The organism is Pseudomonas sp. NPDC089407 (genome assembly GCF_044900445.1).
Lineage (GTDB): Bacteria > Pseudomonadota > Gammaproteobacteria > Pseudomonadales > Pseudomonadaceae > Aquipseudomonas.
Genome location: NZ_JBJDNB010000001.1, coordinates 250014 through 271676 on the forward strand (window position 1 = coordinate 250014; position 21663 = coordinate 271676).

26 protein-coding genes and 4 pseudogenes are annotated in these 21663 nt (G+C 57.8%); 11 read left to right on the forward strand and 19 right to left on the reverse strand.

Translation table 11 applies throughout. The features are described from left to right. Positions 1–465 precede the first annotated feature (465 nt). Positions 466–1488: a zinc-dependent alcohol dehydrogenase family protein gene (locus tag ACI2KG_RS01345; protein WP_404660485.1), complete on the reverse strand. Its 1023-nt coding sequence runs from the start codon at positions 1486–1488 to the stop codon at positions 466–468. A gap of 206 nt (positions 1489–1694) precedes the next feature. Here ACI2KG_RS01345 and ACI2KG_RS01350 point away from each other — a divergent pair, with 206 nt between their 5' ends. The 3 genes from ACI2KG_RS01350 to ACI2KG_RS01360 all read left to right on the forward strand — a co-directional run bounded on the left by ACI2KG_RS01350 (position 1695) and on the right by ACI2KG_RS01360 (position 3585). After that, on the forward strand, positions 1695–2609 hold the full coding sequence (locus tag ACI2KG_RS01350) for a LysR family transcriptional regulator (RefSeq protein WP_400616180.1): 915 nt from the start codon (positions 1695–1697) through the stop codon (positions 2607–2609). 197 nt (positions 2610–2806) lie between these two features. Beyond that, a complete protein-coding gene (locus ACI2KG_RS01355) occupies positions 2807–3124 on the forward strand; it encodes a type II toxin-antitoxin system PrlF family antitoxin (RefSeq protein ID WP_404660486.1) in 318 nt (105 codons plus the stop codon). Further along, the gene (locus tag ACI2KG_RS01360) at positions 3124–3585 is read left to right on the forward strand and encodes a type II toxin-antitoxin system YhaV family toxin (RefSeq protein ID WP_404660487.1); all 462 of its coding nucleotides are present in this window, start codon (positions 3124–3126) and stop codon (positions 3583–3585) included. The genes ACI2KG_RS01355 and ACI2KG_RS01360 overlap by 1 nt, the downstream gene beginning before the upstream one ends. Before the next feature lie 352 nt (positions 3586–3937). Here the strand turns inward: ACI2KG_RS01360 and ACI2KG_RS01365 are convergent, their stop codons facing one another. Continuing rightward, positions 3938–4207, reverse strand: a complete 270-nt coding sequence (locus ACI2KG_RS01365) for a DUF3077 domain-containing protein (protein WP_404660488.1) — start codon at positions 4205–4207, stop codon at positions 3938–3940. Between the two features lie 84 nt (positions 4208–4291). Next, a complete protein-coding gene (locus ACI2KG_RS01370; protein ID WP_400616190.1) occupies positions 4292–4534 on the reverse strand; it encodes a hypothetical protein in 243 nt (80 codons plus the stop codon). Between the two features lie 639 nt (positions 4535–5173). On the opposite strand from ACI2KG_RS01370, the gene ACI2KG_RS01375 reads away from it, so the two are divergent. After that, complete coding sequence (locus ACI2KG_RS01375; RefSeq protein ID WP_404660489.1) at positions 5174–6760, forward strand: phospholipase D family protein; 1587 nt, start codon at positions 5174–5176, stop codon at positions 6758–6760. Positions 6761–6941: 181 nt separating this feature from the next. Further along, positions 6942–7367, forward strand: a complete 426-nt coding sequence (locus ACI2KG_RS01380) for an anti-virulence regulator CigR family protein (protein ID WP_404660490.1) — start codon at positions 6942–6944, stop codon at positions 7365–7367. 53 nt (positions 7368–7420) lie between these two features. Here the strand turns inward: ACI2KG_RS01380 and ACI2KG_RS01385 are convergent. Next, positions 7421–7522 (reverse strand): annotated as a pseudogene (locus tag ACI2KG_RS01385) (GlxA family transcriptional regulator); the annotation flags it as partial. Between the two features lie 357 nt (positions 7523–7879). Between ACI2KG_RS01385 and ACI2KG_RS01390 the strand changes: the two are divergent. Then, positions 7880–8092, forward strand: a pseudogene (locus ACI2KG_RS01390) (zinc-binding dehydrogenase); the annotation flags it as partial. A gap of 62 nt (positions 8093–8154) precedes the next feature. On the opposite strand, the gene ACI2KG_RS01395 reads toward ACI2KG_RS01390, so the two are convergent. The 4 genes and pseudogenes from ACI2KG_RS01395 to ACI2KG_RS01410 all read right to left on the reverse strand — a co-directional run. Continuing rightward, complete coding sequence (locus ACI2KG_RS01395; RefSeq protein ID WP_404660491.1) at positions 8155–9531, reverse strand: LLM class flavin-dependent oxidoreductase; 1377 nt, start codon at positions 9529–9531, stop codon at positions 8155–8157. Positions 9532–9566: 35 nt separating this feature from the next. Further along, the gene (locus ACI2KG_RS01400; protein WP_404660492.1) at positions 9567–10412 is read right to left on the reverse strand and encodes an amino acid ABC transporter permease; all 846 of its coding nucleotides are present in this window, start codon (positions 10410–10412) and stop codon (positions 9567–9569) included. Then, positions 10409–11230, reverse strand: coding sequence for an ABC transporter substrate-binding protein (locus ACI2KG_RS01405; RefSeq protein WP_404660493.1), 822 nt, complete (start codon positions 11228–11230; stop codon positions 10409–10411). The genes ACI2KG_RS01400 and ACI2KG_RS01405 overlap by 4 nt, the downstream gene beginning before the upstream one ends. A gap of 204 nt (positions 11231–11434) precedes the next feature. Next, positions 11435–11587, reverse strand: a pseudogene (locus ACI2KG_RS01410) (MFS transporter); the annotation flags it as partial. Here ACI2KG_RS01410 and ACI2KG_RS01415 point away from each other — a divergent pair. Further along, positions 11587–11999: pseudogene (locus tag ACI2KG_RS01415) on the forward strand (LysR family transcriptional regulator); the annotation flags it as partial. The pseudogenes ACI2KG_RS01410 and ACI2KG_RS01415 overlap by 1 nt on opposite strands. On the opposite strand, the gene ACI2KG_RS01420 reads toward ACI2KG_RS01415, so the two are convergent. After that, complete coding sequence (locus ACI2KG_RS01420) at positions 11968–12720, reverse strand: DUF72 domain-containing protein (RefSeq protein ID WP_404660603.1); 753 nt, start codon at positions 12718–12720, stop codon at positions 11968–11970. The pseudogene ACI2KG_RS01415 and the gene ACI2KG_RS01420 sit on opposite strands and share 32 nt — an antisense overlap. 131 nt (positions 12721–12851) lie before the next feature. Between ACI2KG_RS01420 and ACI2KG_RS01425 the strand changes: the two genes are divergently transcribed. Further along, positions 12852–12995 (forward strand): hypothetical protein, encoded by a 144-nt coding sequence (locus ACI2KG_RS01425; RefSeq protein ID WP_404660494.1) that lies wholly within the window; start codon positions 12852–12854, stop codon positions 12993–12995. Positions 12996–13001: 6 nt separating this feature from the next. On the opposite strand, the gene ACI2KG_RS01430 is transcribed toward ACI2KG_RS01425, so the two are convergent. From ACI2KG_RS01430 to ACI2KG_RS01450, 5 genes are all read right to left on the reverse strand, one after another. Then, the gene (locus ACI2KG_RS01430; protein ID WP_404660495.1) at positions 13002–13298 is read right to left on the reverse strand and encodes a hypothetical protein; all 297 of its coding nucleotides are present in this window, start codon (positions 13296–13298) and stop codon (positions 13002–13004) included. A 768-nt stretch (positions 13299–14066) separates the two neighbouring features. Beyond that, entirely contained in the window at positions 14067–14816 is a 750-nt protein-coding gene (locus ACI2KG_RS01435) for a gamma-glutamyl-gamma-aminobutyrate hydrolase family protein (RefSeq protein WP_404660496.1), read from the reverse strand. A 51-nt stretch (positions 14817–14867) separates the two neighbouring features. Further along, positions 14868–15110, reverse strand: a complete 243-nt coding sequence (locus ACI2KG_RS01440; protein WP_404660497.1) for a hypothetical protein — start codon at positions 15108–15110, stop codon at positions 14868–14870. Positions 15111–15122: 12 nt separating this feature from the next. Continuing rightward, a complete protein-coding gene (locus tag ACI2KG_RS01445; RefSeq protein WP_404660498.1) occupies positions 15123–15341 on the reverse strand; it encodes a hypothetical protein in 219 nt (72 codons plus the stop codon). A 188-nt stretch (positions 15342–15529) separates the two neighbouring features. After that, positions 15530–16039: a ferritin-like domain-containing protein gene (locus tag ACI2KG_RS01450; RefSeq protein ID WP_400616237.1), complete on the reverse strand. Its 510-nt coding sequence runs from the start codon at positions 16037–16039 to the stop codon at positions 15530–15532. Between the two features lie 178 nt (positions 16040–16217). Here ACI2KG_RS01450 and ACI2KG_RS01455 point away from each other — a divergent pair, with 178 nt between their 5' ends. Beyond that, the gene (locus ACI2KG_RS01455; protein WP_404660499.1) at positions 16218–17012 is read left to right on the forward strand and encodes an OBAP family protein; all 795 of its coding nucleotides are present in this window, start codon (positions 16218–16220) and stop codon (positions 17010–17012) included. A 24-nt stretch (positions 17013–17036) separates the two neighbouring features. Here ACI2KG_RS01455 and ACI2KG_RS01460 read toward each other — a convergent pair whose 3' ends face one another. Together ACI2KG_RS01460 and ACI2KG_RS01465 are read right to left on the reverse strand one after the other, a co-directional pair. Then, the gene (locus tag ACI2KG_RS01460; protein WP_404660500.1) at positions 17037–18107 is read right to left on the reverse strand and encodes a M42 family peptidase; all 1071 of its coding nucleotides are present in this window, start codon (positions 18105–18107) and stop codon (positions 17037–17039) included. A gap of 55 nt (positions 18108–18162) precedes the next feature. Then, complete coding sequence (locus tag ACI2KG_RS01465; protein WP_404660502.1) at positions 18163–19509, reverse strand: cation:proton antiporter; 1347 nt, start codon at positions 19507–19509, stop codon at positions 18163–18165. A 162-nt stretch (positions 19510–19671) separates the two neighbouring features. Between ACI2KG_RS01465 and ACI2KG_RS01470 the strand changes: the two genes are divergently transcribed. Then, the gene (locus tag ACI2KG_RS01470; protein ID WP_404660503.1) at positions 19672–20088 is read left to right on the forward strand and encodes a low affinity iron permease family protein; all 417 of its coding nucleotides are present in this window, start codon (positions 19672–19674) and stop codon (positions 20086–20088) included. Between the two features lie 51 nt (positions 20089–20139). Here the strand turns inward: ACI2KG_RS01470 and ACI2KG_RS01475 are convergent, their stop codons facing one another. Genes ACI2KG_RS01475 through ACI2KG_RS01485 form a run of 3 tightly spaced genes read right to left on the reverse strand, consistent with a single transcriptional unit; the run spans position 20140 to position 20870 of the window. Then, complete coding sequence (locus ACI2KG_RS01475) at positions 20140–20364, reverse strand: DUF2188 domain-containing protein (protein WP_404660504.1); 225 nt, start codon at positions 20362–20364, stop codon at positions 20140–20142. 16 nt (positions 20365–20380) lie between these two features. Then, a complete protein-coding gene (locus ACI2KG_RS01480; protein ID WP_400616255.1) occupies positions 20381–20539 on the reverse strand; it encodes a hypothetical protein in 159 nt (52 codons plus the stop codon). A gap of 37 nt (positions 20540–20576) precedes the next feature. Next, positions 20577–20870: a DUF6555 family protein gene (locus tag ACI2KG_RS01485; protein WP_400616257.1), complete on the reverse strand. Its 294-nt coding sequence runs from the start codon at positions 20868–20870 to the stop codon at positions 20577–20579. A gap of 224 nt (positions 20871–21094) precedes the next feature. Here ACI2KG_RS01485 and ACI2KG_RS01490 point away from each other — a divergent pair, with 224 nt between their 5' ends. Further along, entirely contained in the window at positions 21095–21634 is a 540-nt protein-coding gene (locus ACI2KG_RS01490; protein ID WP_404660505.1) for a type 1 glutamine amidotransferase domain-containing protein, read from the forward strand. Positions 21635–21663 lie beyond the last annotated feature (29 nt).

Here is a 21663-nt window from a genome sequence, read left to right on the forward strand (position 1 = left end):
CGCACAGCGAAGCAAACACTTCAAGCTCGATATGCGCCATGCATTTCCAGAAGAAATTTCCTACAACTAAATGCAAGTCATGACGTAATTCATCTCTGTCGCCAAGCCATGGAGAAGTACCCGCCCCTGCAGCGCCCTGACTCGGACATAGCCATACTCATTCCACGCTCCTTGCGCAAACTATCATTGGGCCATTATCGAGTGATGTGAATCGAATTGAAGATACAGATACGGGTAAAAAAACCATTCAGCAAAGATGCAAAAACACATTGACGCCCACGCCAAAAGCATTCAACCCCAAATAGTTGGCGGAATGTTTCCCATAACCCATCAACCTTAGATTTATATGTAGTCCGTATCGCCTTTTATTGTAGGCAAGTTCCTACTTTTCACGAATCAATCATTTGCTAGCACCCATAAAAAACCCGGGACTCAGCCCGGGTTTTTCAATGATGCAGTCAGCCGTCAATGTTGCGCCATGTCCAACACCACTCGCCCACCACATGGGCATTGATCCATGTAACGATGCGCTTCCACCACCTGCTCGAACGGGTACACCTTGATGATCTGCGGTGTCAGCAACTGGTCGGCAGTGAACTGATTGATGTCGCGCAAGGCACGCTGCAGCGCTACCTGGTCCTGGCTGATGCCAAGCTCTGGCTTGCCGGTAAAGTTGCCGATGCAATGCACGTAGAACTGGATGTTCTTCTGGAACGCCGCACAGGCCGGAAACGGCGTCTGGTTGCCACCTTGCAGCCCATACAACACCAGGCTGCCACGCGGTGCCAGCACATCACCCAACAGCGACATCTGTGGCCCGCCCATGCCGTCAAGGACCATGTCCACGCCACGGCCATCGGTGTACTTGCCAACCTGCAGCAGCAGGTCCTGCTCTTCGGTGACGATCACCTTGTCGGCGCCCAGGCTCAACAGGTATTCGCGCTGATCGGCCTCCTTGGTGGCGGCAAACACTTTCAGCCCCAGCGCCTTGCCCAGCTGCACGAATGCAGGCCCTGCACAATGGCTGGCATCGGTCACCAGCGCAGTCTGCCCAGCCTTCGCCCGTGCCAGGTCAACATAAGCGAAATAAGCGATCAGCAGCGGCGTGTAGTGCACGCTGGCCTCGATCGGGGTGAGCACAGCGGGGTAGCGGGTTATGGCCGTGCGCGGCAGCACGATGACATCGCCATATACCGGGTGATCATTGGCACTGGTGGCCGGGAAGCTGGCAACCCGGTCCCCTACGGCAATGTCTTCCACGCCTTCACCGACTGCCGTCACCACCCCGGCCATTTCATGGCCGATACCCGCGGGCAGACGCGCCTGGGAGGGTGCCAGGTTCTGGCGCCAGAGCACGTCATACCAGCTGACGCCAACCGCCTCGACGCGAATTTGCACTTCGTCGGCAGCGGGTGACGGTTCGGCCTGCTCCTCGCAACGGAGCACATCGGCAGCGCCGAACTTGTGGAAACGGATCATGCGGGACATCGCATACCTCGCCTTTGTGAACCTCTAATTACCACTGACTTTATCCGGGCTTTGCCGGTAAGACCATCAGCGGTCATTAATAGTCGACATGTTTGTCATCGATTGGGCACCTGACTTTCCCTGCATTTGGTCCCTGTAAACCCGTGCAGGGTAACAGCCTTTGGCCTTAAGATTCACCCCTGCCCCACTTTAGGCGAAGCGCACCGATGAATCGAAACGACCTGCGTCGTGTAGACCTCAACCTGCTGATCGTGTTCGAAACGCTGATGCACGAACGCAGCGTAACCCGTGCCGCAGAAAAACTGTTCCTCGGCCAACCGGCCATCAGCGCGGCGTTGTCGCGCCTGCGCAACCTGTTCGACGACCCGCTGTTCGTCCGTACCGGCCGCAGCATGGAGCCTTCGGCCCGGGCCCACGAGATTTTCGCCCTGCTGTCGCCGGCGCTGGATTCGATTTCCACTGCCGTCAGCCGCGCTGCCGAATTCGACCCGGCCACCAGCAATGCGGTGTTCCGCATCGGCCTGTCGGACGACGCCGAGTTCGCCTTGCTGCCGCAATTGCTCAAGCGCATCCGCGCCGAGGCCCCTGGTATCGTGCTGGTGGTGCGACGGGTCAACTACCTGCTGATGCCAACGCTGCTGGCCTCGGGCGAGATCTCGGTGGGCGTCAGCTACACGAGCGACCTGCCGGCCAACGCCAAACGCAAGATCCTGCGCCGCAGCATGCCGAAACTGCTGCGCGCCGACAGCGTGCCCGGCAGCATCACCCTGGACGACTTCTGCGCGCGGCCGCATGCGCTGGTTTCGTTTGCCGGGGACTTGTCGGGCTTTATTGACGAAGCGCTGGAAGAAATTGGCCGCAAGCGCCATGTGGTGCTGGCTGTGCCGCAGTTCAACGGGTTGGGGAGCTTGCTGGCGGGGACCGATATTGTTGCCACGGTGCCGGATTACACCGCAGATGCGCTGACGGCAGCGGGTGGGTTGCGGGCTGAGGATCTGCCGATACCGGTGCGCAGTTTCGAGTTGCATATGGCTTGGCGCGGGGCGCAGGACAATGACCCGGCGGAGCGCTGGTTGCGTTCCAGGATACAGATGTTCTTCGGGGATCCTGAGAGTCTTTAGTTCTCGTTGGGCAAGCTATTTAGCTGATCATTTCTGGCTTCAATAGACCATGGAGGATGGTGTCCCTGGAAGTGGTGTAACTCATCTTGCGGCATTATTGAGCGTCCTCCCCGCCTATGCTTGATCAGCAGAAAACTAGGATTGATCCGGTAAGGATTTTTCCTTACCATTCAATCAATACATCCGGGAGAACACACATGCCTGCCATCCACGAAATCGCAACGCTAACCTCAAAGGGGCAGGTCACACTGCCCAAATCCGTTCGCCAGCTTTTGGGCATTGACACTGGGGGCAAGATCGCATTCGACGTACGCGGGGGTGAAATCGTGGTCAGCCGCGTAGAAACCACCCACGAAGACCCTGCCATCGGTGCATTCCTGGGTTTGCTGGAAGCTGATATCCGAAACGGACGCAACCTCACCACTCTGCCGGAAGACTTGGCGCAAGCCATGCTCGCCCACGCAAACCTCTCGGTAAACCTGGACGAAGATATCGATGGAGAGGTCGCGATCTGATGCTTCGACATGGCTGGACACTGTTGTTCCATGAAGGTGTGACTTTACAGCTACGCAAATTGCAAGAAGCCGCCGCCCGGGCCGAGCATAACGACCCGCATGGTTTTGAGAGCAACGCCAACGTCAAGCTGTTTCGGGCATTGAGCCATCTGATCATGGAGGCTGTGCCTGCCGACCCGGGCCGTGATGAGTTCCGCCAAGGCAACACGCTGGGCACCGCCTATCGACATTGGCGGCGGGCAAAAATCGGCAGGCGCTTTCGGCTGTTCTTTCGCTACGACTCAAAATCCAGGATCATCGTCTATGCATGGGTCAACGACGAAAATACCCTACGGTCCGCAGGCAGCAAATCCGATCCCTACGCGGTATTCGAGAAGATGCTGGGCCGCGGTAACCCTCCTGATGACTGGGATGCGCTGACTGCTGCGACGCGTAGCGACTGGGGCGAGCCCAAAGCATAAGTTGCTCAAGTGAGTGAGAGATTGCACGTTCTGCGCCAGCCCCGCCCCCCCCCCCGGTGCGTCCACTGTAATCCACTCGTAGCTGCTGTAAAAAGGGGTACATCTGGGGGTACAAAACCAATTTTCCATTCATAACCAGTTGATTGATATGAATGGCTCAAATGTTCTTCGGAGATCCGAACAGTCTTTACCCTCGCTGTCAGACGCTCGCGTGCTCACTTCGCTCGCCAACTGATAGCGACCGTCGGCCATTCGCGTGATGAATCAATCATTCTCGAGCGAAACCATCACACGCATGATCGTGCTTTTGATCAGGCCAGGGACAAGGGCTGCCCTGGCCCTACCGATGAAATCAGCTCATCAATCCCAGCTCAGCATCATCCATCAGCGCTTTCGCAAGCGCGGCCAAGTAATGCGCAGCCCAGATCATCATCGGTTTCTCGTCCATCAACCCGACAATCGTCAGTTCCCGCACGTACCCCATCAATTCCGAAGACTGCTCCCGCGCACTCTTGCAAGGTATGCCGGCCTCGATGCGAAACAACGGATGAGTCTGGTTCTCTCCCTGGTAGAAGGTGGTCTTGCCTACGGTGGTTTTTTCGTTCGATTTGTCAGTCGTCATGGGTCCATCTCCCTGATCGTCTAGCGCCTGGGCTGATAGCTGTGCCAGTGACAAGCCCGACCCAGGCAATACCTGGTTGTAGGCTTAGTGCGGCGTTCGCGGCTGATTCGGCATTTTCACCAGAACCAATGCGGACTCAAGCAGGTAGCGTAGAGACTCGAGTTCATGTATTGCCGCCATCGTCAGAATCGCGGCAGGCGATTTTGGCTGTAGCAGCAACACCTGTTGCGAAATGGCGAGTGCGCAGACGGCATATTCTGCGGACTGGACGATGGTGTCTTCGAGGGAATGGGGCGTATGGGGTGGATCGGGGACCATTTTAAGCATTGCGTATGTCCTTTCTTAGTGGTACCACCCGCCTGCTGTCAAACAGGTTGGGTGGCAGCTGTACATGGGTTGACAGACCGGCGGACATAGCAAGTTCCGGCGCATGCAAGCATGCCCCACATACAGCCGCCATGAGACGAACTGAAAAACTATGTACCGTTACGGCCTGTCAAAGCCGTGTCACTGATGAGCAGCGACAAGCCCAGACTAGAGCCCTGACAGGGCACCCGCAACGGAAAATAGGCGGCAATAGTATCTTTGGGAAACATCCTACAAGAAAGCGAAAAATTCTTATTTTTCGGAGCAAAGCGCAACACGTCTCAGGCCCATACGACCTGCCGCCCCCCGGCGCACGGCTTGGGCGGTACAGATCCTCGGAGAAACACTTCTCGCAGGTGTCGGCGATCCTAGAAACCGGTCTCGCTAACCGACCAGGCGAACACATCAGCCATTACGCAGGTGCCAAGCTACCACCGTCACAGGCCCAACGTCGCAATGTTTGGGAATGAACTACGCTTCAGAACAACACCGCAAATCGAAGACGCATTGCAGGCGGTCTTTCAGGCCGAATGCGGGTGGTAAGGGAATGGCCATTCTTCGGGATCCGAGACCCTCATCACCATCGTCGGGGTGCGCTCCGTGAGAATCAAACACCTCCAGTTTGCCCTCCTGTCGCTTACGCTTCTCTTTGGTGGTTGTACAACAGCCGACATTCCCTACGAACCCAGTCACGCTTTGCCTGCAAACGATTCGGCGTTCGGCCGATCCATTCAGGCCCAGGTTGCCCCCCATGAAGGTCAATCGGGCTTTCGCCTGTTCCCGGAGAGCTCCGAGGCTTTCGCCGCCCGGGCCGAGCTGATTCGCAGTGCTCAAAGCAGCATTGACCTGCAGTACTACATCGTCCACGACGGCATAAGCACTCGGATACTGCTGAGCGAATTGCTCGTCGCTGCCGACCGTGGCGTGCGCGTCAGGATTCTGCTCGATGACACCACCAGCGATGATCTAGAAGAGATAATCGCGACACTGGCGATGCATCCGCATTTACAGATACGAGTGTTCAATCCTCTCCATTTGGGCCGCAGTACCGTCGTGACACGCACGATGAGCCGGCTCTTCAACCTCTCTCAGCAACACCGGCGTATGCACAACAAATTGTGGGTGGTGGACAATTGTGTCGCCATCGTCGGAGGGCGCAATCTGGGGGACGAGTATTTCGATGCAGAACCCAATAGAAATTTTACTGACATCGACATGCTCAGTGTCGGCCCGGTCGCAGAACAGTTGGGGCATAGTTTTGATGAGTACTGGAACAGTGTCCTCAGCAAGCCCATCGAGCAGTTTATATCGTTCAAGCCGACGAGCAGAGATTTGAGAGACCTTCGCACTCGGCTGGACGATTCCCTGGAAGAAACGCGCAGACAAAACCATGGGCTTTATCAACAGTTAATGAAGTACACCACCCAGCCACGCCTGAACAATTGGCGCAGGGAGTTGATCTGGGCCTGGAATAAAGCGATGTGGGATGCGCCGAGCAAGGTGTTGGCAAAGGGCGAACCCGCTGCGCACTTGCTGTTGGTCACCCAGTTGGCACCCGAGCTCAACGGGGTCAACAAGGAGCTAATCCTGGTGTCGGCCTACATGGTGCCGGGCCATCCCGGGGTGGGGTACCTGACCCGTCGAGCCGACGCCGGCGTGTCGATCAGCTTGCTGACCAACTCTCTGGAGGCCACCGACGTACCGGCTTCGCACGGTGCGTACGCACCCTATCGCAAGACCCTTCTCGAGCATGGTGTGCAGTTGTTCGAGCTGCGTCGCCAAGCCGGCGATCGTAGCGACAGCGATACCAGGCCGCGTTTCTCTCGCAAGGGCTCCTCCAGCAGCCCCTCCAGCAGCTCCGACTCCAGCCTGCATACCAAGGCGATGGTTTTCGACCAGCAAAAAGCGTTTGTCGGTTCGTTCAATTTCGATTCGCGCTCTTTGCTGTGGAACACCGAGGTCGGAGTGTTGGTTGATGATCCGAAGCTCGCCGCACGGGTGCGCGAACTGGCTCTGGAGGGCATGGCACCCGCTCTGAGTTACCAGGCCCGGCTGAAAGATGATCATCTGGTCTGGTTCACCGAAGACAATGGCCAACAACGCACGTTGACCACGGAACCAGGGGGGTGGTGGCGGCGCTTCAACTCGTGGCTAAGCAGCACGATAGGGCTTGAAAAGATGCTATAGCGTAGGAAAGACAAATCATGTGGATTAGAGGCCCCAGGCGGGTTATCAGGCAACTGATGCTGACGCTGAGTATTGGGATTATCGCAATCATTGTTTCATCACGACTGGCACGTTCAAGCGCATTGTCATCGCGAGCAGGTTGGCTATTCTGAGGATGGATAAATGACCACGGGGTGATCATATGAGATGGAAGTTGAATGTCGGCGTGACGCTATCTCTGGCACTGGCTGTATGCCCGATGTTGCTCGCAGCCCCCGGAACAGGGAAAGGCCATGACAAGGGAGGCGCGCACGGAAACCAAGGGCATCAGGGCAACGGCAACGACTGGCAGGGTGGGCCTTCCGTCGACTTGGGCGGGGTGCGCGTCATCCTCAATGACAATCGTGATTACTGGAATCCAGGCGCTTCCTTACCGCCCGGTGTGCAGAAAAATCTGGCACGCGGCAAACCTCTACCGCCCGGAATCGCCAGGAAGTTGGACAGGAGGCTGATCGGACTACTTCCTCATTATGATGGCTATGAGTGGCAACAAGCCGGTACGGACCTTTTACTCGTCGCTGTTGCTTCTGGATTGATCTATGAGGTGCTCCATAACGTACTGGACTGATGCCCTGAATACTGCCGTATATACCGTTACGGCGTGTCGAAGCCGTACACGTCTCAGGCCGATACGACCTGCCGGGCATCCCTGTGCACGGCTTGGGGCGGCACACCAGACCCGCGGATGAACACTTCTCGCGGGTGTCGGCGATCCCTGAAACCGTCTCGCTAACCGACCTATTGCGACGCTGCATGCCTTGAGTTCTGTGCGGTGTTCGGATGTGCTCGCCGTGAAACACTCAGTGTCTATGAGATCGAGCGCCGCCCGCGCGGCGCATCGCGGATAAGTCCGCTCCTACATTTGTCGCAACGTGCCGAACCTGTTACGCCATGGTTGCCAGCCGTGGTGCATGTCTTGAGCCTTGCAAACCGGCTGAAAATCATGGCCTGACAGGCATGGCCACGTTGCAACAAATGTAGGAGCGGATTTATCCGCGATGCGCCGCGCGGGCGGCGCTCGATCTCAGAGGCACTGTAGGTCTTCAGGCGAACGGGTCACCTCAGCTGGAAGAACTGAAGGAGCTCATGTTCACCCGCTCGCTGTACCAGACCGAGGACATGATCAAGCAACACCACCTGCTCGACAGGGTCTCCAAGCTGGTTGATGAGGGCATTGTCAGGACGACGATGGGCGAGCACTACGGTACAATTTGCGCCGACAACCTCAAGCGTGCTCATGCCCTGATCGAAAGCGGGAAAGCGCGGGGCAAGATTGTTCTGGAAGGCTTCTGATCGCAGCGCCAGCTAAGCTGGCGCTCAATCTTGACCAGGGCATGAGCGCCAGCATGCCTTGCTCAGGCGGGTGAGCGGAAAGAAGCTCCGTAGGCGGACCCTGGCAGGCGGCTTGATCCGTCAGCCCTCAACCTGGACCGGAAACTCCCGCTTTGGGGACGGGTTCGGTAGAGCCCTCTCTTTTGCAGCGCTGGCACCACCCATTCTACGAAGTCCTCCAATGTACCAGGGCTCGTTAACGGGTTCAGCATATAGCCACTCGTACCCGAGATCCGTGCATGCTCTTCGATTTTGTCTGCGACCTGCTCCGGAGTGCCCACCAGGATCAGATCGGTGCCCCGTGTGACATGGGCAAATCGCTTCCTGACGTCTCCGGCGGTTAAAGGATTGCCGCTTCCGTCGGGTCGCATCATGTAAGAAGTAAGGCCCTCGGTATGCGTCGACAACGCATCGCTGTCCGCGTAGCGGCTCAGGTCGATGCCTGTGTCGCCGGCATAGCTGACGAGTTGGGCTTCCAAGTGATAGTTGCTCTGGAGCTCGTCGTATTTGCGCTGGGCTTCAATCTCGGTTTTTGCCGTCACGATTCGCAGCACGGTCAGCGACTGTACGTCATCCCTGGCACGGCCACGTGCCTGCGCCATCGTCCAGATTTCTTCCAACCCTTGACGGATTTCATGTGGGTTCGACTTGGCTACGAAGATCAGCTCAGCATGTTTGGCCGCGAACTCGCGCCCTCGCCCAGACCAGCCCGCCTGAATCAGCAGGGGTGTTCGCTGTGGGGACGGAGCGGACAGATGAGGCCCCGAAACCCGATAGCGCTCACCCACATGGTTGATGGGCTTGACCCGGTCACCTTGGGCGTACACCTGCCGGGTTTTATCGGCGACGACTGCGTCGTCTGCCCAACTGCCCTCCCAAAGCTTGTAGGCCACGTCCATGAACTCCTCCGCGCGCTCATACCGGTCTCCATGCTTGAGCATTTCTTCCAGGCCGAAATTGCGCGCGGCACTGGAAAGATACGACGTGACGATATTCCAACCGATTCGGCCATTGGTCATGTGATCCAGGGTACTGAAGCGACGGGCATGGGCAAATGGATGCTCATAGGTCGTGGACACGGTAGCGCCGAACGCCAGATTCTTGGTAATCGCTGCCAATCCCGGGATGATCATCAGTGGGTCATTTGCAGGCGCCTCGACAGCCCACTTCACCGCTGCCTCCGCGTTACCGCCGAATACATCGTAGAAGCCCAGCACATCTGCGAAGAACAGCATGTCGAGGTTGGCCTGGTCAGCGATGCGTGCCTGGTTGGCCCAGAACTCGAAGGTGTTGGCGGCCAGTCGCTCGTCGGCCGGATGCGTCCACAAGCTCGGCGCGCCACCGCAGCCGACGCTGGCTTGTTCGTAGAGGGCAAACAATAAGGGTTTAGGGTCGGACATCACTGTTCCTGTAATCATGGGTGTCAGCGATCAACTTATCGCTGATCCTGAAAGCCTTTGCCGTAGTAGCGCTCGAGCCGGTGCTGGATAAGCTCCAGCCCAATGGACAGAAGCCAATAGATGAGTGCGGCGGTGGCCAGCATTTCGATGTAGCGGTAAGAAGACCGGCCGTAGGACTGCGCCAGAAACATCACTTCCCATACGCCCATCACTGAAATCAACGATGAGTCTTTCAGCATGGAGATGAACTGGCTGGTGGTAGGTGGGATGATCGTTCGCATCGCCTGAGGCAGGATGATGTGGAAAAAGGTGGTGGTCGGTGTCATGCCCAGCGCGACTGCTGCCTGTCTTTGCCCTGGCGGAACAGCCATGATACCGGCGCGGAAAATCTCGCTCAGGTAGGCCCCGTAGTTGAGGGACAGCGCGATAATGCCTGCACTGATTGCGCCGGGCACTACGCCGAGCTGTGGCAGCCCCAGGTAAATAAGCAGGATCTGGATGAGCAACGGCGTGCCCCGGAAAAAAGAGGCGTAGAAGCTCGCCACTGCGAAAGCCACAGCGCTTCGAGACAGTCGCGCCAGCGCTGTTACGAAGCCCAGCACCAGCGACAGCCAGATCGAGCAAGCGCAGAGGAACAAGGTCAGTGCTGCGCCCTGCAGGAACCCATTGGGCCCCAGCTTGAGTCCAACCAGGTTTGGCAGCTTATCGAGAATGATCGAGAACTTGAGGTCGAAGCTCAGGAAGAAAAACACACAGGCGCCGAGCAACGCTGCCCACGTCAGGTATAAACGGGTTTTGAAACCAAAGATTTGCCGAATGCGATCCGACTGCGTCTTCGACGCCAGCGCGGTTTTGGCCGGATGTGGATTAAGGGCTGTCATTGAGTGATATCGGCGCCAATCCACTTTTCAGAGATCTTCGCCAGCGTCCCGTCAGCCTTGAGCTCAGTCACAACCTGGGCGACCTTCTCACTCCACTGGCGGTCGTTTTTCTCCACGGCGACTACGTTGGGCTCGGCATACAGGGTCTCACCCGCAATCTTGAAGCGAGGATCCTGGGCGATGCGTTCTTTAGCCGTAACCAGATTGGTGACCATGGCATCCAGCCGCACTCCGGTGCCTAGGGCCAGGTCCTGGAATGCCACGGTTTCGTTGTCATAGGGCGCAACCTGAACGGTGTCAAACGGGTACGTCAGGGGTTTCTCCTCTGCCCCTTCAATAACGAGATCCTTGTTCAGATAGGCTTCATAGGTAGACGCACTGATTACCCCCACCTTCTTGCCTGACAACGCTTTGCCAGAGCTGATGTCGCTGTCTTTAGCGTTGACCACGATTACCGCGGGTGACCGGTAATATTCGACCGGGAAATCGAACACCTCTGCCCTCGCCTTGCTTGGCGTCATGGAGCAGACACAGATGTCGTACCGCCCACTCCAGCGTCCAGCGGCAATCACATCCCACGAAGGTGTTTCGAGCTTGAGCTTCACCCCAAGCCGTTCAGCCACTGCCTTGGCGACATCTACGTCGAACCCGTCGAGCTGGTTCTGTTCATTCAAGAACGAGAACGGAGGGTAGTTTTCCATCAGTACGCCGGTGAGCTCGCCTTTGCTTTCTACACGTTCAAGGGTCGAGCCGGCGAAGGCAGATGAACAGGCAGCAAGAAGCGCCAGACCTGCAGGAAGGAGAGAAATGGCTTTCAACGACACATACTCCGATATGAAAGAATTTAAATATTAAAACGCAATATAAAATCCTTTCGTACTAACATTATGGAATATCAATGGATTGCTCAGCTATATCCTTGACGAGAGGCCGTCACCGGCCTCTTCACATCGCTGGGATCCAGCGCCAAATGCACCGGTCGCCGGCGGCCTGCGCTACGTGCGCAACACCTGTGCACCTGCCTGGAAGAACATGCTGAACAGCGTCGACGCTTCACCCATCTGGGGCTTGGGTACCTCGGCAAAGCCGACCGCGTTGTAGGTGGTGAACTGCATCGAGCGCGACAACCCGCCGACGAACAGCACCAGCGCCATCCAGTACCAGGGCATGTCCTGTGCTGTTCGAGCAGGATTGGGTGTGCCTGAGCAACGCGCAGCATCCGCGCCTGGGCAACGGCATGAGCTTGCCGCGCTACCGCGCCGAAGGGCATGTGCAGATCAGTTTCGGCACTGGGCAGAAATTGCTGGAGGCAGGATTGGCACGTGCCGGGATCGAACGGCGGATCATGCTGGAGCTGCCGGCGTTTCTTGGGTTGGGGATGATAATCGGGACGACGGATCTGCTGGCCACCCTGCCGCGGCATATCGGGCAGACACTGGCTGACATGCATGGTTAAAGGTGCATGACTGCCCGTTTGAAGTGGAGGAGTTCACAGTCAAACAGCATTGGCATACCCGATATCATCAGGGCAGTGGGAACCGGTGGTTAAGGGAAGTCATTCGTGAATTGTTTCATCCAGCAAGCTAGGGTACGTTGCGCTGGCCCATCGTCGAAGGGCCAGCGCGTTGCCCAGTGCTGCACCGGAGGCCGTGTTGTCGAAGATGCACCAGGTTTCTGCACCTGCGCCGTGGCTGCACTGCAGCCGTTCAGCCAGCTGTAGCAGGCACTGTTGCGAATACTCGCTGTGATAGATCCGCGGCACACCGTGCAGACGCCAGTAGACCAACCCAGGCCAGCCAGCGGGTTGCGCATCGGCAGCGAAACGTGAAGGGCTCGCTGCGACCTGGGCAATGCACAAGTCAGTCAGCATTGGCCCCGCCGCTTGCCAACTGGCGTGCCTGGGCTCAACCGCCACCGGGCCGGCATGGTGTCGGCGAAGGGCTTCAAAAAAGTACCGATCACGGCGGGCATCATGGGCGAGTGATGGAGGCAGCTGTACCAGCAGGCAACCCAGGCGGTAACCCAAGTGCTGGATTTGGCCAAGAAACGCATCAAGCGCAACCTCACAATTTTCCAGGCGCAGCTCGTGGGTGATGACCCTGGGCAGTTTGACGGAAAAGCGAAAATGCTCCGGTACCGACGCCGCCCAACGGGCATAGGTCGCGGGCCGGTGCGGCCGGTAAAAGGCGCTGTTGATCTCGACGGCATCAAGCCGGCCTGCATAGCGCTGCAGGTGGCTACCCGGTTGCAGGAACTCATCGGCGTACTGGCGGGACAAGCTCCACCCCGCGCACCCCAGGTGAATCATCATGGCACTCCAAAAGCACGCTGTTACTGCAATGGAGTCGTCAGCGCCGGTCATCGTTCAATTGGCATTCGCATGGAACAGCCACCGCAACAGCGCCACCTAAACCGGGTAATCACCCTGGAGGACTCGACATGATTGACCCTAACCACCCCGACCCTTACGTCGACGAAGTGCCGCATAACCCGGGCGAGCCGGTGCCTGCACCTGACCCGGAGCAAGAGGCGCCGGACTGGCCTGACGGCCAGGTTCCACCTGAGGAACAGTCTGACGGCTGATGCAGGTCAGTTGCTCGCAGGCTCGGCGCGGCTCGCTGTACCTTCCGCCGCCACTCGCCTGGCATACCCCACCCCCCACACCAGCGCCCGGCTCATGCTTTCACCGGCGCGCTGGGCGTAGGCCCGCTCACATAGCACAGTCCCGTCAGCACGGTACACACCGATGAACAACTGCGTCGCACCGGTGCGCGAGAGGCGCGTCTGCACTTCCAGGCAGGTGCCGTCGTCGAGGGTCTCTTCATGAGTCTGATGATGCAGGATCGGGTCGCGCCATTGCCTGTAGGTCTTGCCTCTTCGTTTCATGTGTCTGCCCTCGCCGATGTTGTCGACGTTAGATCACCCGATCCGCCGTGCCGGTCGAAATGAATCAGGACGCTCAGACAGCCGGCCTAGCTGTACGAAACGCGGATTTTGTACAACCGAGGGCAGGCCGTAAGGCCTAAAAATCAGAAGCGTCTGAACGGTAGGCCCGTCCGTCGACGGCATTGCACGGCCCACGCCGCCATTTGCCGAACACAAGGCGAACACCGCGAAAAAGGAGATTCAACATGAAGATAATGAAGCCTCATACCTGGCTGTTGGCGCTGTGCCTGGGTCTAAACGCACCCATCGTGCTGTCGGCTACCAACATGAACGATCAACGCGCTCCTGGCACGCAAACGCACGAAGATGGCCAAATGAACGGTGGAGCCAGCGGGTCTGGAACACCGGGTGATGGCATGGGTAACGGATCTAGCGGTACCGGCAGCAATGGCACCGACAATACCGGTGGCGACGGCACTACCAACGGCTCGGGCAGTGCTCCCGGGATGGGCGGATCGGGAAGTGGCGGTACGGGGACTGGCACGGGCAACGGTTCGGGTTCAGGTACAGGGTCCGGCACGGGTAGCGGAACCGGAAGTGGCGCTGGCGGTGGTGGCTCGGGCAGCGGTGGGTCTGGAGGTTGATACCGGCTGGCCCGCGCAAAGCTGACGCCATACCTGTGAACGCGGCGGTGTGCCACGTCCACAGCGGGCCATACTGTGGCTTGATCTTTTCCTATCTACGGATTCACGACAGACCGGTAGACGCTTATCGCCGGTGTGCCGCCCGCACTCGGCAAGCGGCTCCGAACGCCTCGAAGATCGCACGGTATTGTGGATAGAACATCACTTGCCACTCCGGATGCCACTGCACGCCGAGGGCGAATGAGCGACTTCCTTCCACCGACAATGCTTCAACGAGGCCATCCGTTGCCACAGCCTCGATGCGCAAACCTTCGCCGACCCGCTCTATACCTTGCCCATGTACCGAGTTGACTTCGATTACCTCGGGAAACCCCAGCCCATGTAATACCCCATCTGCTCGCACCGTGAGCCTGTGAGCGGGTGCGTACTGGTCCTCAAGAGGTTCGTTGCTCGGGGGCTCATGTTCCACGCCAGGTTGATGGAGCTGCTGGACGAGGGTGCCGCCGAAAGCCACATTCATCTCCTGAAAACCCCGGCACACGCCGAGCACGGGCAACCCCGCTTTTACTGCCGCACGCCACAGCGGCAGCGTGAGGTGATCACGGGCGGCGTCTTTTTGGGTACCAGGCGGGCTGGGCGGACCATCGTAATGGTGAGGCTCGATATTGGACGGTGAACCGGTGAACAGCAGCCCATCCAGGCCCTCGATTATGTCTGCTATGTTCAGCAGCTCTGGAAACATTGGCAGAATCAACGGCAAACCATGGGCAGCAGTGGCCACCGCCCGCGCATTCTTGTCGTCATTCAATTGCACTGCGTGCGGGCCGACCTTGTAGCTACAGGCCGTCACCCCGATCATTGGCAGCCGTGACATTTATCCCCCTTGCCAGGCCTGTTGTCGCTTTAGCCGGAGCGCATGGCTACGCTAGTAATCACAACCTGCAATGGCTTTTAGAAAGCCTCTATCTGCAAGCCTGCGCAGGTCTCGCCATTCACGCCAGTCCACCAGCCCAAGACGGTCCATCTCGTCAGCTTGACGAAGCAGTTCTTCATGATGGGTACTCGGGCAATCACATCGTTGTTTCACGTCGTCGTAAAGCAGAAACCACTGGTTGATTGCAACGAGTCGGCGCTGTTCCTGGCCTATCTGTTCGCTGACCGCGTTCATGCCGATAGCCCGTCAGGGTTGCTGGTAATGTCCTGGCGATGTGCCTGGCTCATGATCATGCTCTAGACGCTGAACCTGTACGTCGGTGAATGATGACGCTTCGTTTCGATGCAAGCCTTGCAAATATTCGCGCGCAGCTTCGCGGCTCAGGTCCTCCTGCTCGCTGCGGAACTCGCAAGTCCCGGGCTGGTTGTCGAGGATGTAGCTGATCAAGTACAGGTAGCTGGCCATTTTGAAGGTCCCCAGGCAGATGGAGTAAGAAACGAATCTATTGGGTTGAGCCTGACGCGGTAGCATCCGTTCCACCCGTTTGACGTATGGCGTAGCCACAGCGCCAACGCCGGCTGGAGCAAAAGATGGAAAGGTGAACAGCTGTGGAAGGAACCCGCGCCGGCGCTCATCCGGCGCAGGTGACGCATTTAACGCTTTGCTTCTGCCTCAGGGTCGGCCGACCGGGCCAGGAATGCACGCGTCACTTCCGGCAAATGCTCCTTCAGCCATTCAGCCATGGCGACTTCTTCCTTGAGGATCGAGCGACAGGCTTGCGCAGTCGCACTGTCGCCTACCGCTTCAGCGGCCTCTATCAGCACCGTGTAGGAGGCAATTTCCAGGTTTTCGAACACGTACCCTGCCATGGCACCTTTGACCACCTCGTCGCTCATGGTCATCCCGCCTACAGCCTGCCCAAAGGCCATGAGCTTGCCCGCAAGATCCTTGAAGGTTGATGTGCTACCGCCCAGACGCTCGATGCATTCAACCAGCAAACGCTGTTGCCCTTGCGTCTCCTCGATATGCTGAACAATTCGACCTTTCAGTTCAGGGTAGTGCTCCAAGCGCTCAGCCTGACCTTTCAGCATGCTCTCAGCCTGTTGCTCCATCGCGTGGGCATCACGCAGCCAGTCGAGCAGGTTTTCCTTTGGATTTGCCATTCTCAATACCTCGCATCCAGTGATAGGTATTTCTTCAGAGAATGCTCAGCGGTGCGTTGGTCGGTTGAACCGACGAAAGGGAGTATTTTACGAAGTAACAATCAGACCATTCGTCTGTTGGGCTGTTTGCATCGCGCGTCCGGGCTGTCTTTCGAGGACACCAGCCAGAGCCATTCCCATGCGACAGCTATCTCAATCGATAACCCTTACCCTCGCCTGCTCTCTGCTGTGGGCGTGTTCCGCTTCCGAAACGAAGTCGCCTGTGGAAGCCCCCGGCAGGCCGGAATCAGCGACGACTCAGCTGTTGGAAGCCGGGGCAGCGACACTGCAGGCCAAGCCGCCCATCGAGGCTATCAACGCCTACCTGGACGGCTTCCACTTCTATAACGGCCATCCCGGCGTGCAGATGGAGGCGCACCACTACTGCTCCATTCTCAACGAGGATGTCATTCAGTGCGTCATCTTCGACGGCAATACCAAGGAAGCGAAAATCATGGGTGTCGAGTACATCATCGACAAGCGGCTCTTTGCCGGATTACCGGCCAAGGAGAAAGCGTTGTGGCACAGCCATGGCTACGAAGTGTCTTCCGGGCAGTTGATCGCCCCCGGTATTCCTGCGCCTGCCGAGCACGCCTTGATGAAACGGCTTGCCCATACCTATGGCAAGACATGGCACACGTGGCACACCGATCAAGACAAAGCGCTACCGGTGGGCGTTCCGCAGCTGATGATGGGTTTCACTGCAGATGGCCAGGCTGATGCAGCGATGATCGACCAGCGCAATCGACGCCTGGGGGTGGACGCGGCAAAAACCAAAGCTCAGCGAGCTGACATCCACGTCCCTACGGCTGATTCCAGGGCGGATGCTTGGCAGCACGGCAATATTATCCAGATCATCGACCCGACAGGTGCTCATGTGCATCGACCCGCTACTTCAACACCGGCAGCTGCCAACAGCCGTTCAAGCGATTGACTGGGGCAGGATCGCTGTAGCTTTTCACCTGCGCACTGGCCTGCCAGACGCCGGGCTTGTCAGATACTCGACCAGCGTCGCGGCGCACGCCGAAATGCCGTCCAGAAGCACCATCTCGAACCCATGAGTATTTTCAGTCGGAATCGCGATGCATCCCGCCTGGGCATCAATACCTGTGCTCAATACCGCGCTCGCGTCGGAGGCAAAATCTACTAGCAGTGCCGACTGTGGGGCATAACCTGCTCGCCGGCTGGCTGCGATCAAAGCCTGCACTACTGGGCGGCTGTAGTAACCCTTCTGGTCGCCGGTATTGATGATCGGGTTGACCGACAGCTCCGTACCGTACTCTTCCAGCACCGGCCCCACTTCGACCGCGATGGTGGTTTCGCCTGGCAATCTGGAAGCGGCGTACAGCGCACCGGCATTGGATTCCTCCTCCAACGTGGTCAGGACAAACCACACGTCTTGCTGCAGCGCTTTCTTTTGCGCCTGGAGCAGCCATGCGCAGTGGATCACAGCACTCAATGGCGCCCGGTCGTCGAGAAAATGAGCAGCGACACAGTCATGCACGTAAAAGGGCTTGCGCCAATGCTGGCTGAGCACTACACGCGTGCCAGGCCGCACGCCGTCTTGTTCGAGCTCGACTTTGGTTTTGCGGGTAACGATGTAGACATCCTTCCACTGAACATTGCCGGCAAGGACATCCCGCTCATTCGACGTTCGACCGCTGTTATGCATCGAGCCGTAAGACAAGACCCCTGGCAGACACTTTTCATCGCCCAGGATATCGACAGGGCAGACACCAAAACTGATGGGCTGCGCCCCACCCAGGGCCAAGACCTCCAATGTCCCGTCATCGCGAACGTTCTTGACGATCATTGCGATCTCATCAAGGTGCGCCATGACCCGTATGGCTGTGTCGGGATCGCGGGTACCGCAAGCGCGAATGACGCCGACCACGTTCCCGGCGCTGTCGATGTGCGTGTCATCGCAGACCTCTTTCAGCTCGCGCAGACAGATGGCCCGCACCTCATCTTCCTGGCCGCCTGGGCCACGAGCGCTCAGCAATTCAGTGAGCAACGCCTCAATGTCCAATGGTCATCCTCCCTTCCTGATGGCTAGCGGTTGACCGAAGCCTGGTGCACTGCGTTCAGTTGGATGGGCCTCTCTTCCACGCCTCATAACGCACAAGCAAGGGTTGCACGCTGAGGCCGTGCAACAAAATGCTCAATGCGACAACCGACAGCACGAGATTGGTGATTTCCACTGCCGAATCTGCCTGCAGGCCGTGATTGAGTGCATAGAAAAGGTAATAGAAGCTACCGATGCCGCGAATGCCGAACCATCCCAGCAGCCCACGCTGTCTTGAATTCAGCATTCCCCCGAACGGCATGAACACAACGCTTAGGGGCCGGATCACCAAGAACAGCGCTGCAGCAATGATCATTGCCCGCCAGTCCCAATGCGCGATCAACACGACGCCGAGCAAGGTCACCAGAAAGACCTCCAGCGCCCGCTCCACCAGGCTGCCAAATGCCAGCATATCGCCCAACATGATGCCTGCAGCAACCTGGGAGTCCTCGAGCCCTTCCACATCCCCTTTCACGGCCAACTCGGGTGCCACGTGCTGATGCCCCACCACCGGCTGCACCAGGTGCTCGGCAGCGGGATCATCCGGGCGGGTGGACGTCTGCACTTCAGCCTGGCGCAAGCCCAACCCGGCGGCGAAGACCGCCAGGAACCCATAAGCCTGGATCGACTCAGCGACTACGTAGGCGAGCGCGATCAACGCCAGGGCCAGGTAGTCATTGGGCGACACGGTGCTGTCGTCATTGCGCAAGCGCAGAAACAGCGTGAGCTTGCCAAGGCCGCGCCCCATCCAGTAGCCACAGAGCAAGCCCGCAGCCACTGCCCACAACATGTCCTTGAGTAACCAATCGCTCAACCACGCCTGCCCTGTGTTCTGTTGCAGGAACAACCCGAGAAGGACGAAAGGAAAAGCCACCCCGTCATTCAGCCCGGCCTCACCGGACAAGCTGAAACGGACAGGATCGTCGTCCTGCGCATCGACTACCTGTACGAGGGTGGCAAGGACAGGGTCTGTAGGCGCGAGAATGGCGCCGATCATCACCGATAACCCCCAACCCAGGCTAAGCCAGTAATGCGCCACCAGTGCCACTCCAGCGATGCAGACCACCATGACTGGCCCCGCCAGGTAAAAGGCGCCCCACCAACTGCGGTTGCCCAAGGGCAGGCGCAACTTCAAGCCGCTGAAGAACAGCGAAAACAACACGGCGACCTCCGTCAGATGCTCCAGCCAGGCGCTCGACTGAGCGACATCAAGCTGCAGGAAGTTCAGCCCGGGCGAGCCTAGCGCTATGCCAAGACCAAGGCACACCACCGAGGACGTCACGGGTATCCAACGTAAATAGGAAGATGAGAGCGCGAGTAGCAACAAGACTGCGCCCAGCATGGCGAACCAGACGATGAAGGTCATTTGTGCAAAGGCCTGGGAAATATGAAGTTTGACGTTTCCTCGCTTCACGTCGTTCCGCTGCGCATGTTCCGCTCGCCGCATAGGCTGACGAAATGTAAAAAAAGATTTCAGCGCTCCGCTGTGGTCAGAGTCTTTACAGCGCTATGAAGATGGAGATGGAAAATGAAATTCGCGCAATTTTGCCAATGGTTATCCACTCACGCGGGCAAGCCGAGCTCATTCCTGATTGCGGTCGTGTTGATTGCCATGTGGGCAGCATCCGGGCCTTGGTTTCACTACAACGACACCTGGCAGTTGATCGTCAACACGTCGACAACCATTATCACGTTCCTGATGGTTTTCCTTATTCAGAACACCCAGAATCGTGACAACGACATCATTCATGTGAAGCTGGACGAGCTCATCAGGGCCACAAAATCAGCACACCAATCGGTACTCGATCTGGAGGCGCTCGACAACCGTCAAATTCATAAACTCCGCAAGGAATACCGAGCCATGGGCAGCCAGTGCGAAGCTCACCTCGAAAAGCCCGACGATCAGCCGGGAGAGGATGAAGCGCGTGATCACCCGCAGAAATGAAGGTCGATAGTGCTCGCGACATCGAGCCGAGATCACGAGCACTAACCCTGTTCAACCTTTTGTACGGCGCGGGTCATCTGCGCGTGGATAGGTACGTTCCTCCTCGATAGTCCCGTCGGCTTTATGAATCTTTACCGATGCGGTTTTGCCGTCAAAGAAATCCCGCAACGTGCTAACCAGTTCCTGTTTGGTTGCAGCTCGCCTGGATGCCCGGTCTGCGCCTTCTTTCTTCAATTCCCATCCATCGGACGTCGGGTTGAGGTGGTAGTTGTCCATCACATGCTCCTTTTTATCAGAGAGATTCACCATCGTCCTCTATGTTTTCATCAGCCTCTGCCGCATCGGTGGCATCCGCGTCATTCAGAGGCGGTGAAGTTGGCTTTTCCGGATCGTTGATAAAAGGCACACCACTTGGGCCGTGCTCTTCAAGACCTTCAGTTTTTGGTTGCATAGCAAAGCCTCCAGGCCATTGATTCAGTTGCAGGCCACTAACCGCCCACGCCGGTCTCCGAAAACGTTTCGACAGCTACAGGCTGCGCCGTGAACGCTGGGCCATCTCCTGCCAAACGCCACTTCACCTGCGCGATGCCGTAGCGCTCGGCCATAGGCCTGCTGACCATCTTGATTTTCTGCTGACAAAATCTGGGAATGATGCCAACCCCTGCGTCACAGCTTGCCCAATGCCAGGCAAGGGCATTGTCCATTTTTTCCAGGCGGATGATGAACGTGCGCGCTTCACCATGGAGTGTGTATTCGATTACGTACAGTTGCTGTGCTGCCACGTGAGCCTCTCCCTTTTACTCATGCGTGTGTGAGGCGTTGAGGGCAAAAAAATTCAATTGAAAAGCCAGGCGGCAAAATGCGACGTGAAAGAAGCCTGCATACCTGCGAATGACGGGATGACTTGCCCGATGGTCCGCCTTTCGGAATTCGCAGCATCGTCTTTGAACTTCGCACACCATCGATGGCCTCCCCTTTTATGCCTATCAAGAAAGGAGATTCAACAATGAGTGCACAACTGAACGGCAAACGTGTGGCCTTTCTGGTCACCGACGGTTTTGAACAGATAGAGCTGACCGGCCCGCGTGAAGCCTTGGAGAAAAACGGCGCCGTGGTCGACATCCTGGGCGAAAAGGAAGGCACTGTGCGCGGCTGGAACCATGACAAGCCCGCCGACGAATTCACCGTGGATGCAACATTCGACAGTGCCCACCTGGATCTTTACGACGCCCTTGTGCTGCCTGGCGGCGTACAGAATTCCGACACCATCAGGCTGATACCCGGCGCTCAGAAGCTGGTGAAAAGCCATGACTCGGCAGGCAAGCCATTGGCGGTCATTTGCCACGGTGGCTGGCTGCTGGTGTCGACCGGCCTGGCCAAGGGCAAGCGGATGACCAGCTACAAATCGCTGCAGGACGATATTCGCAACGCTGGCGGTGACTGGGTTGATGAAGAGGTGGTAGTGGATGGCAACCTGATTACCAGCCGCAAGCCGGACGATATTCCTGCCTTCAATGAGCAATTGATCAGGGCTCTGACTGGCTGAGGCTGTCTTCTCTGGCCCCCTCCAGGGGG

Coding starts and splice junctions, on each gene's coding strand:
- ACI2KG_RS01345 (WP_404660485.1), bottom strand. CDS start 1,488: ATGTCCCGCATGATCCGTTTCCACAAGTTCGGCGCTGCCGATGTGCTC.
- ACI2KG_RS01350 (WP_400616180.1), top strand. CDS start 1,695: ATGAATCGAAACGACCTGCGTCGTGTAGACCTCAACCTGCTGATCGTG.
- ACI2KG_RS01355 (WP_404660486.1), top strand. CDS start 2,807: ATGCCTGCCATCCACGAAATCGCAACGCTAACCTCAAAGGGGCAGGTC.
- ACI2KG_RS01360 (WP_404660487.1), top strand. CDS start 3,124: ATGCTTCGACATGGCTGGACACTGTTGTTCCATGAAGGTGTGACTTTA.
- ACI2KG_RS01365 (WP_404660488.1), bottom strand. CDS start 4,207: ATGACGACTGACAAATCGAACGAAAAAACCACCGTAGGCAAGACCACC.
- ACI2KG_RS01370 (WP_400616190.1), bottom strand. CDS start 4,534: ATGCTTAAAATGGTCCCCGATCCACCCCATACGCCCCATTCCCTCGAA.
- ACI2KG_RS01380 (WP_404660490.1), top strand. CDS start 6,942: ATGAGATGGAAGTTGAATGTCGGCGTGACGCTATCTCTGGCACTGGCT.
- ACI2KG_RS01395 (WP_404660491.1), bottom strand. CDS start 9,531: ATGTCCGACCCTAAACCCTTATTGTTTGCCCTCTACGAACAAGCCAGC.
- ACI2KG_RS01400 (WP_404660492.1), bottom strand. CDS start 10,412: ATGACAGCCCTTAATCCACATCCGGCCAAAACCGCGCTGGCGTCGAAG.
- ACI2KG_RS01420 (WP_404660603.1), bottom strand. CDS start 12,720: ATGATTCACCTGGGGTGCGCGGGGTGGAGCTTGTCCCGCCAGTACGCC.
- ACI2KG_RS01425 (WP_404660494.1), top strand. CDS start 12,852: ATGATTGACCCTAACCACCCCGACCCTTACGTCGACGAAGTGCCGCAT.
- ACI2KG_RS01430 (WP_404660495.1), bottom strand. CDS start 13,298: ATGAAACGAAGAGGCAAGACCTACAGGCAATGGCGCGACCCGATCCTG.
- ACI2KG_RS01435 (WP_404660496.1), bottom strand. CDS start 14,816: ATGTCACGGCTGCCAATGATCGGGGTGACGGCCTGTAGCTACAAGGTC.
- ACI2KG_RS01440 (WP_404660497.1), bottom strand. CDS start 15,110: ATGAACGCGGTCAGCGAACAGATAGGCCAGGAACAGCGCCGACTCGTT.
- ACI2KG_RS01445 (WP_404660498.1), bottom strand. CDS start 15,341: ATGGCCAGCTACCTGTACTTGATCAGCTACATCCTCGACAACCAGCCC.
- ACI2KG_RS01450 (WP_400616237.1), bottom strand. CDS start 16,039: ATGGCAAATCCAAAGGAAAACCTGCTCGACTGGCTGCGTGATGCCCAC.
- ACI2KG_RS01455 (WP_404660499.1), top strand. CDS start 16,218: ATGCGACAGCTATCTCAATCGATAACCCTTACCCTCGCCTGCTCTCTG.
- ACI2KG_RS01465 (WP_404660502.1), bottom strand. CDS start 19,509: ATGACCTTCATCGTCTGGTTCGCCATGCTGGGCGCAGTCTTGTTGCTA.
- ACI2KG_RS01470 (WP_404660503.1), top strand. CDS start 19,672: ATGAAATTCGCGCAATTTTGCCAATGGTTATCCACTCACGCGGGCAAG.
- ACI2KG_RS01475 (WP_404660504.1), bottom strand. CDS start 20,364: ATGGACAACTACCACCTCAACCCGACGTCCGATGGATGGGAATTGAAG.
- ACI2KG_RS01480 (WP_400616255.1), bottom strand. CDS start 20,539: ATGCAACCAAAAACTGAAGGTCTTGAAGAGCACGGCCCAAGTGGTGTG.
- ACI2KG_RS01490 (WP_404660505.1), top strand. CDS start 21,095: ATGAGTGCACAACTGAACGGCAAACGTGTGGCCTTTCTGGTCACCGAC.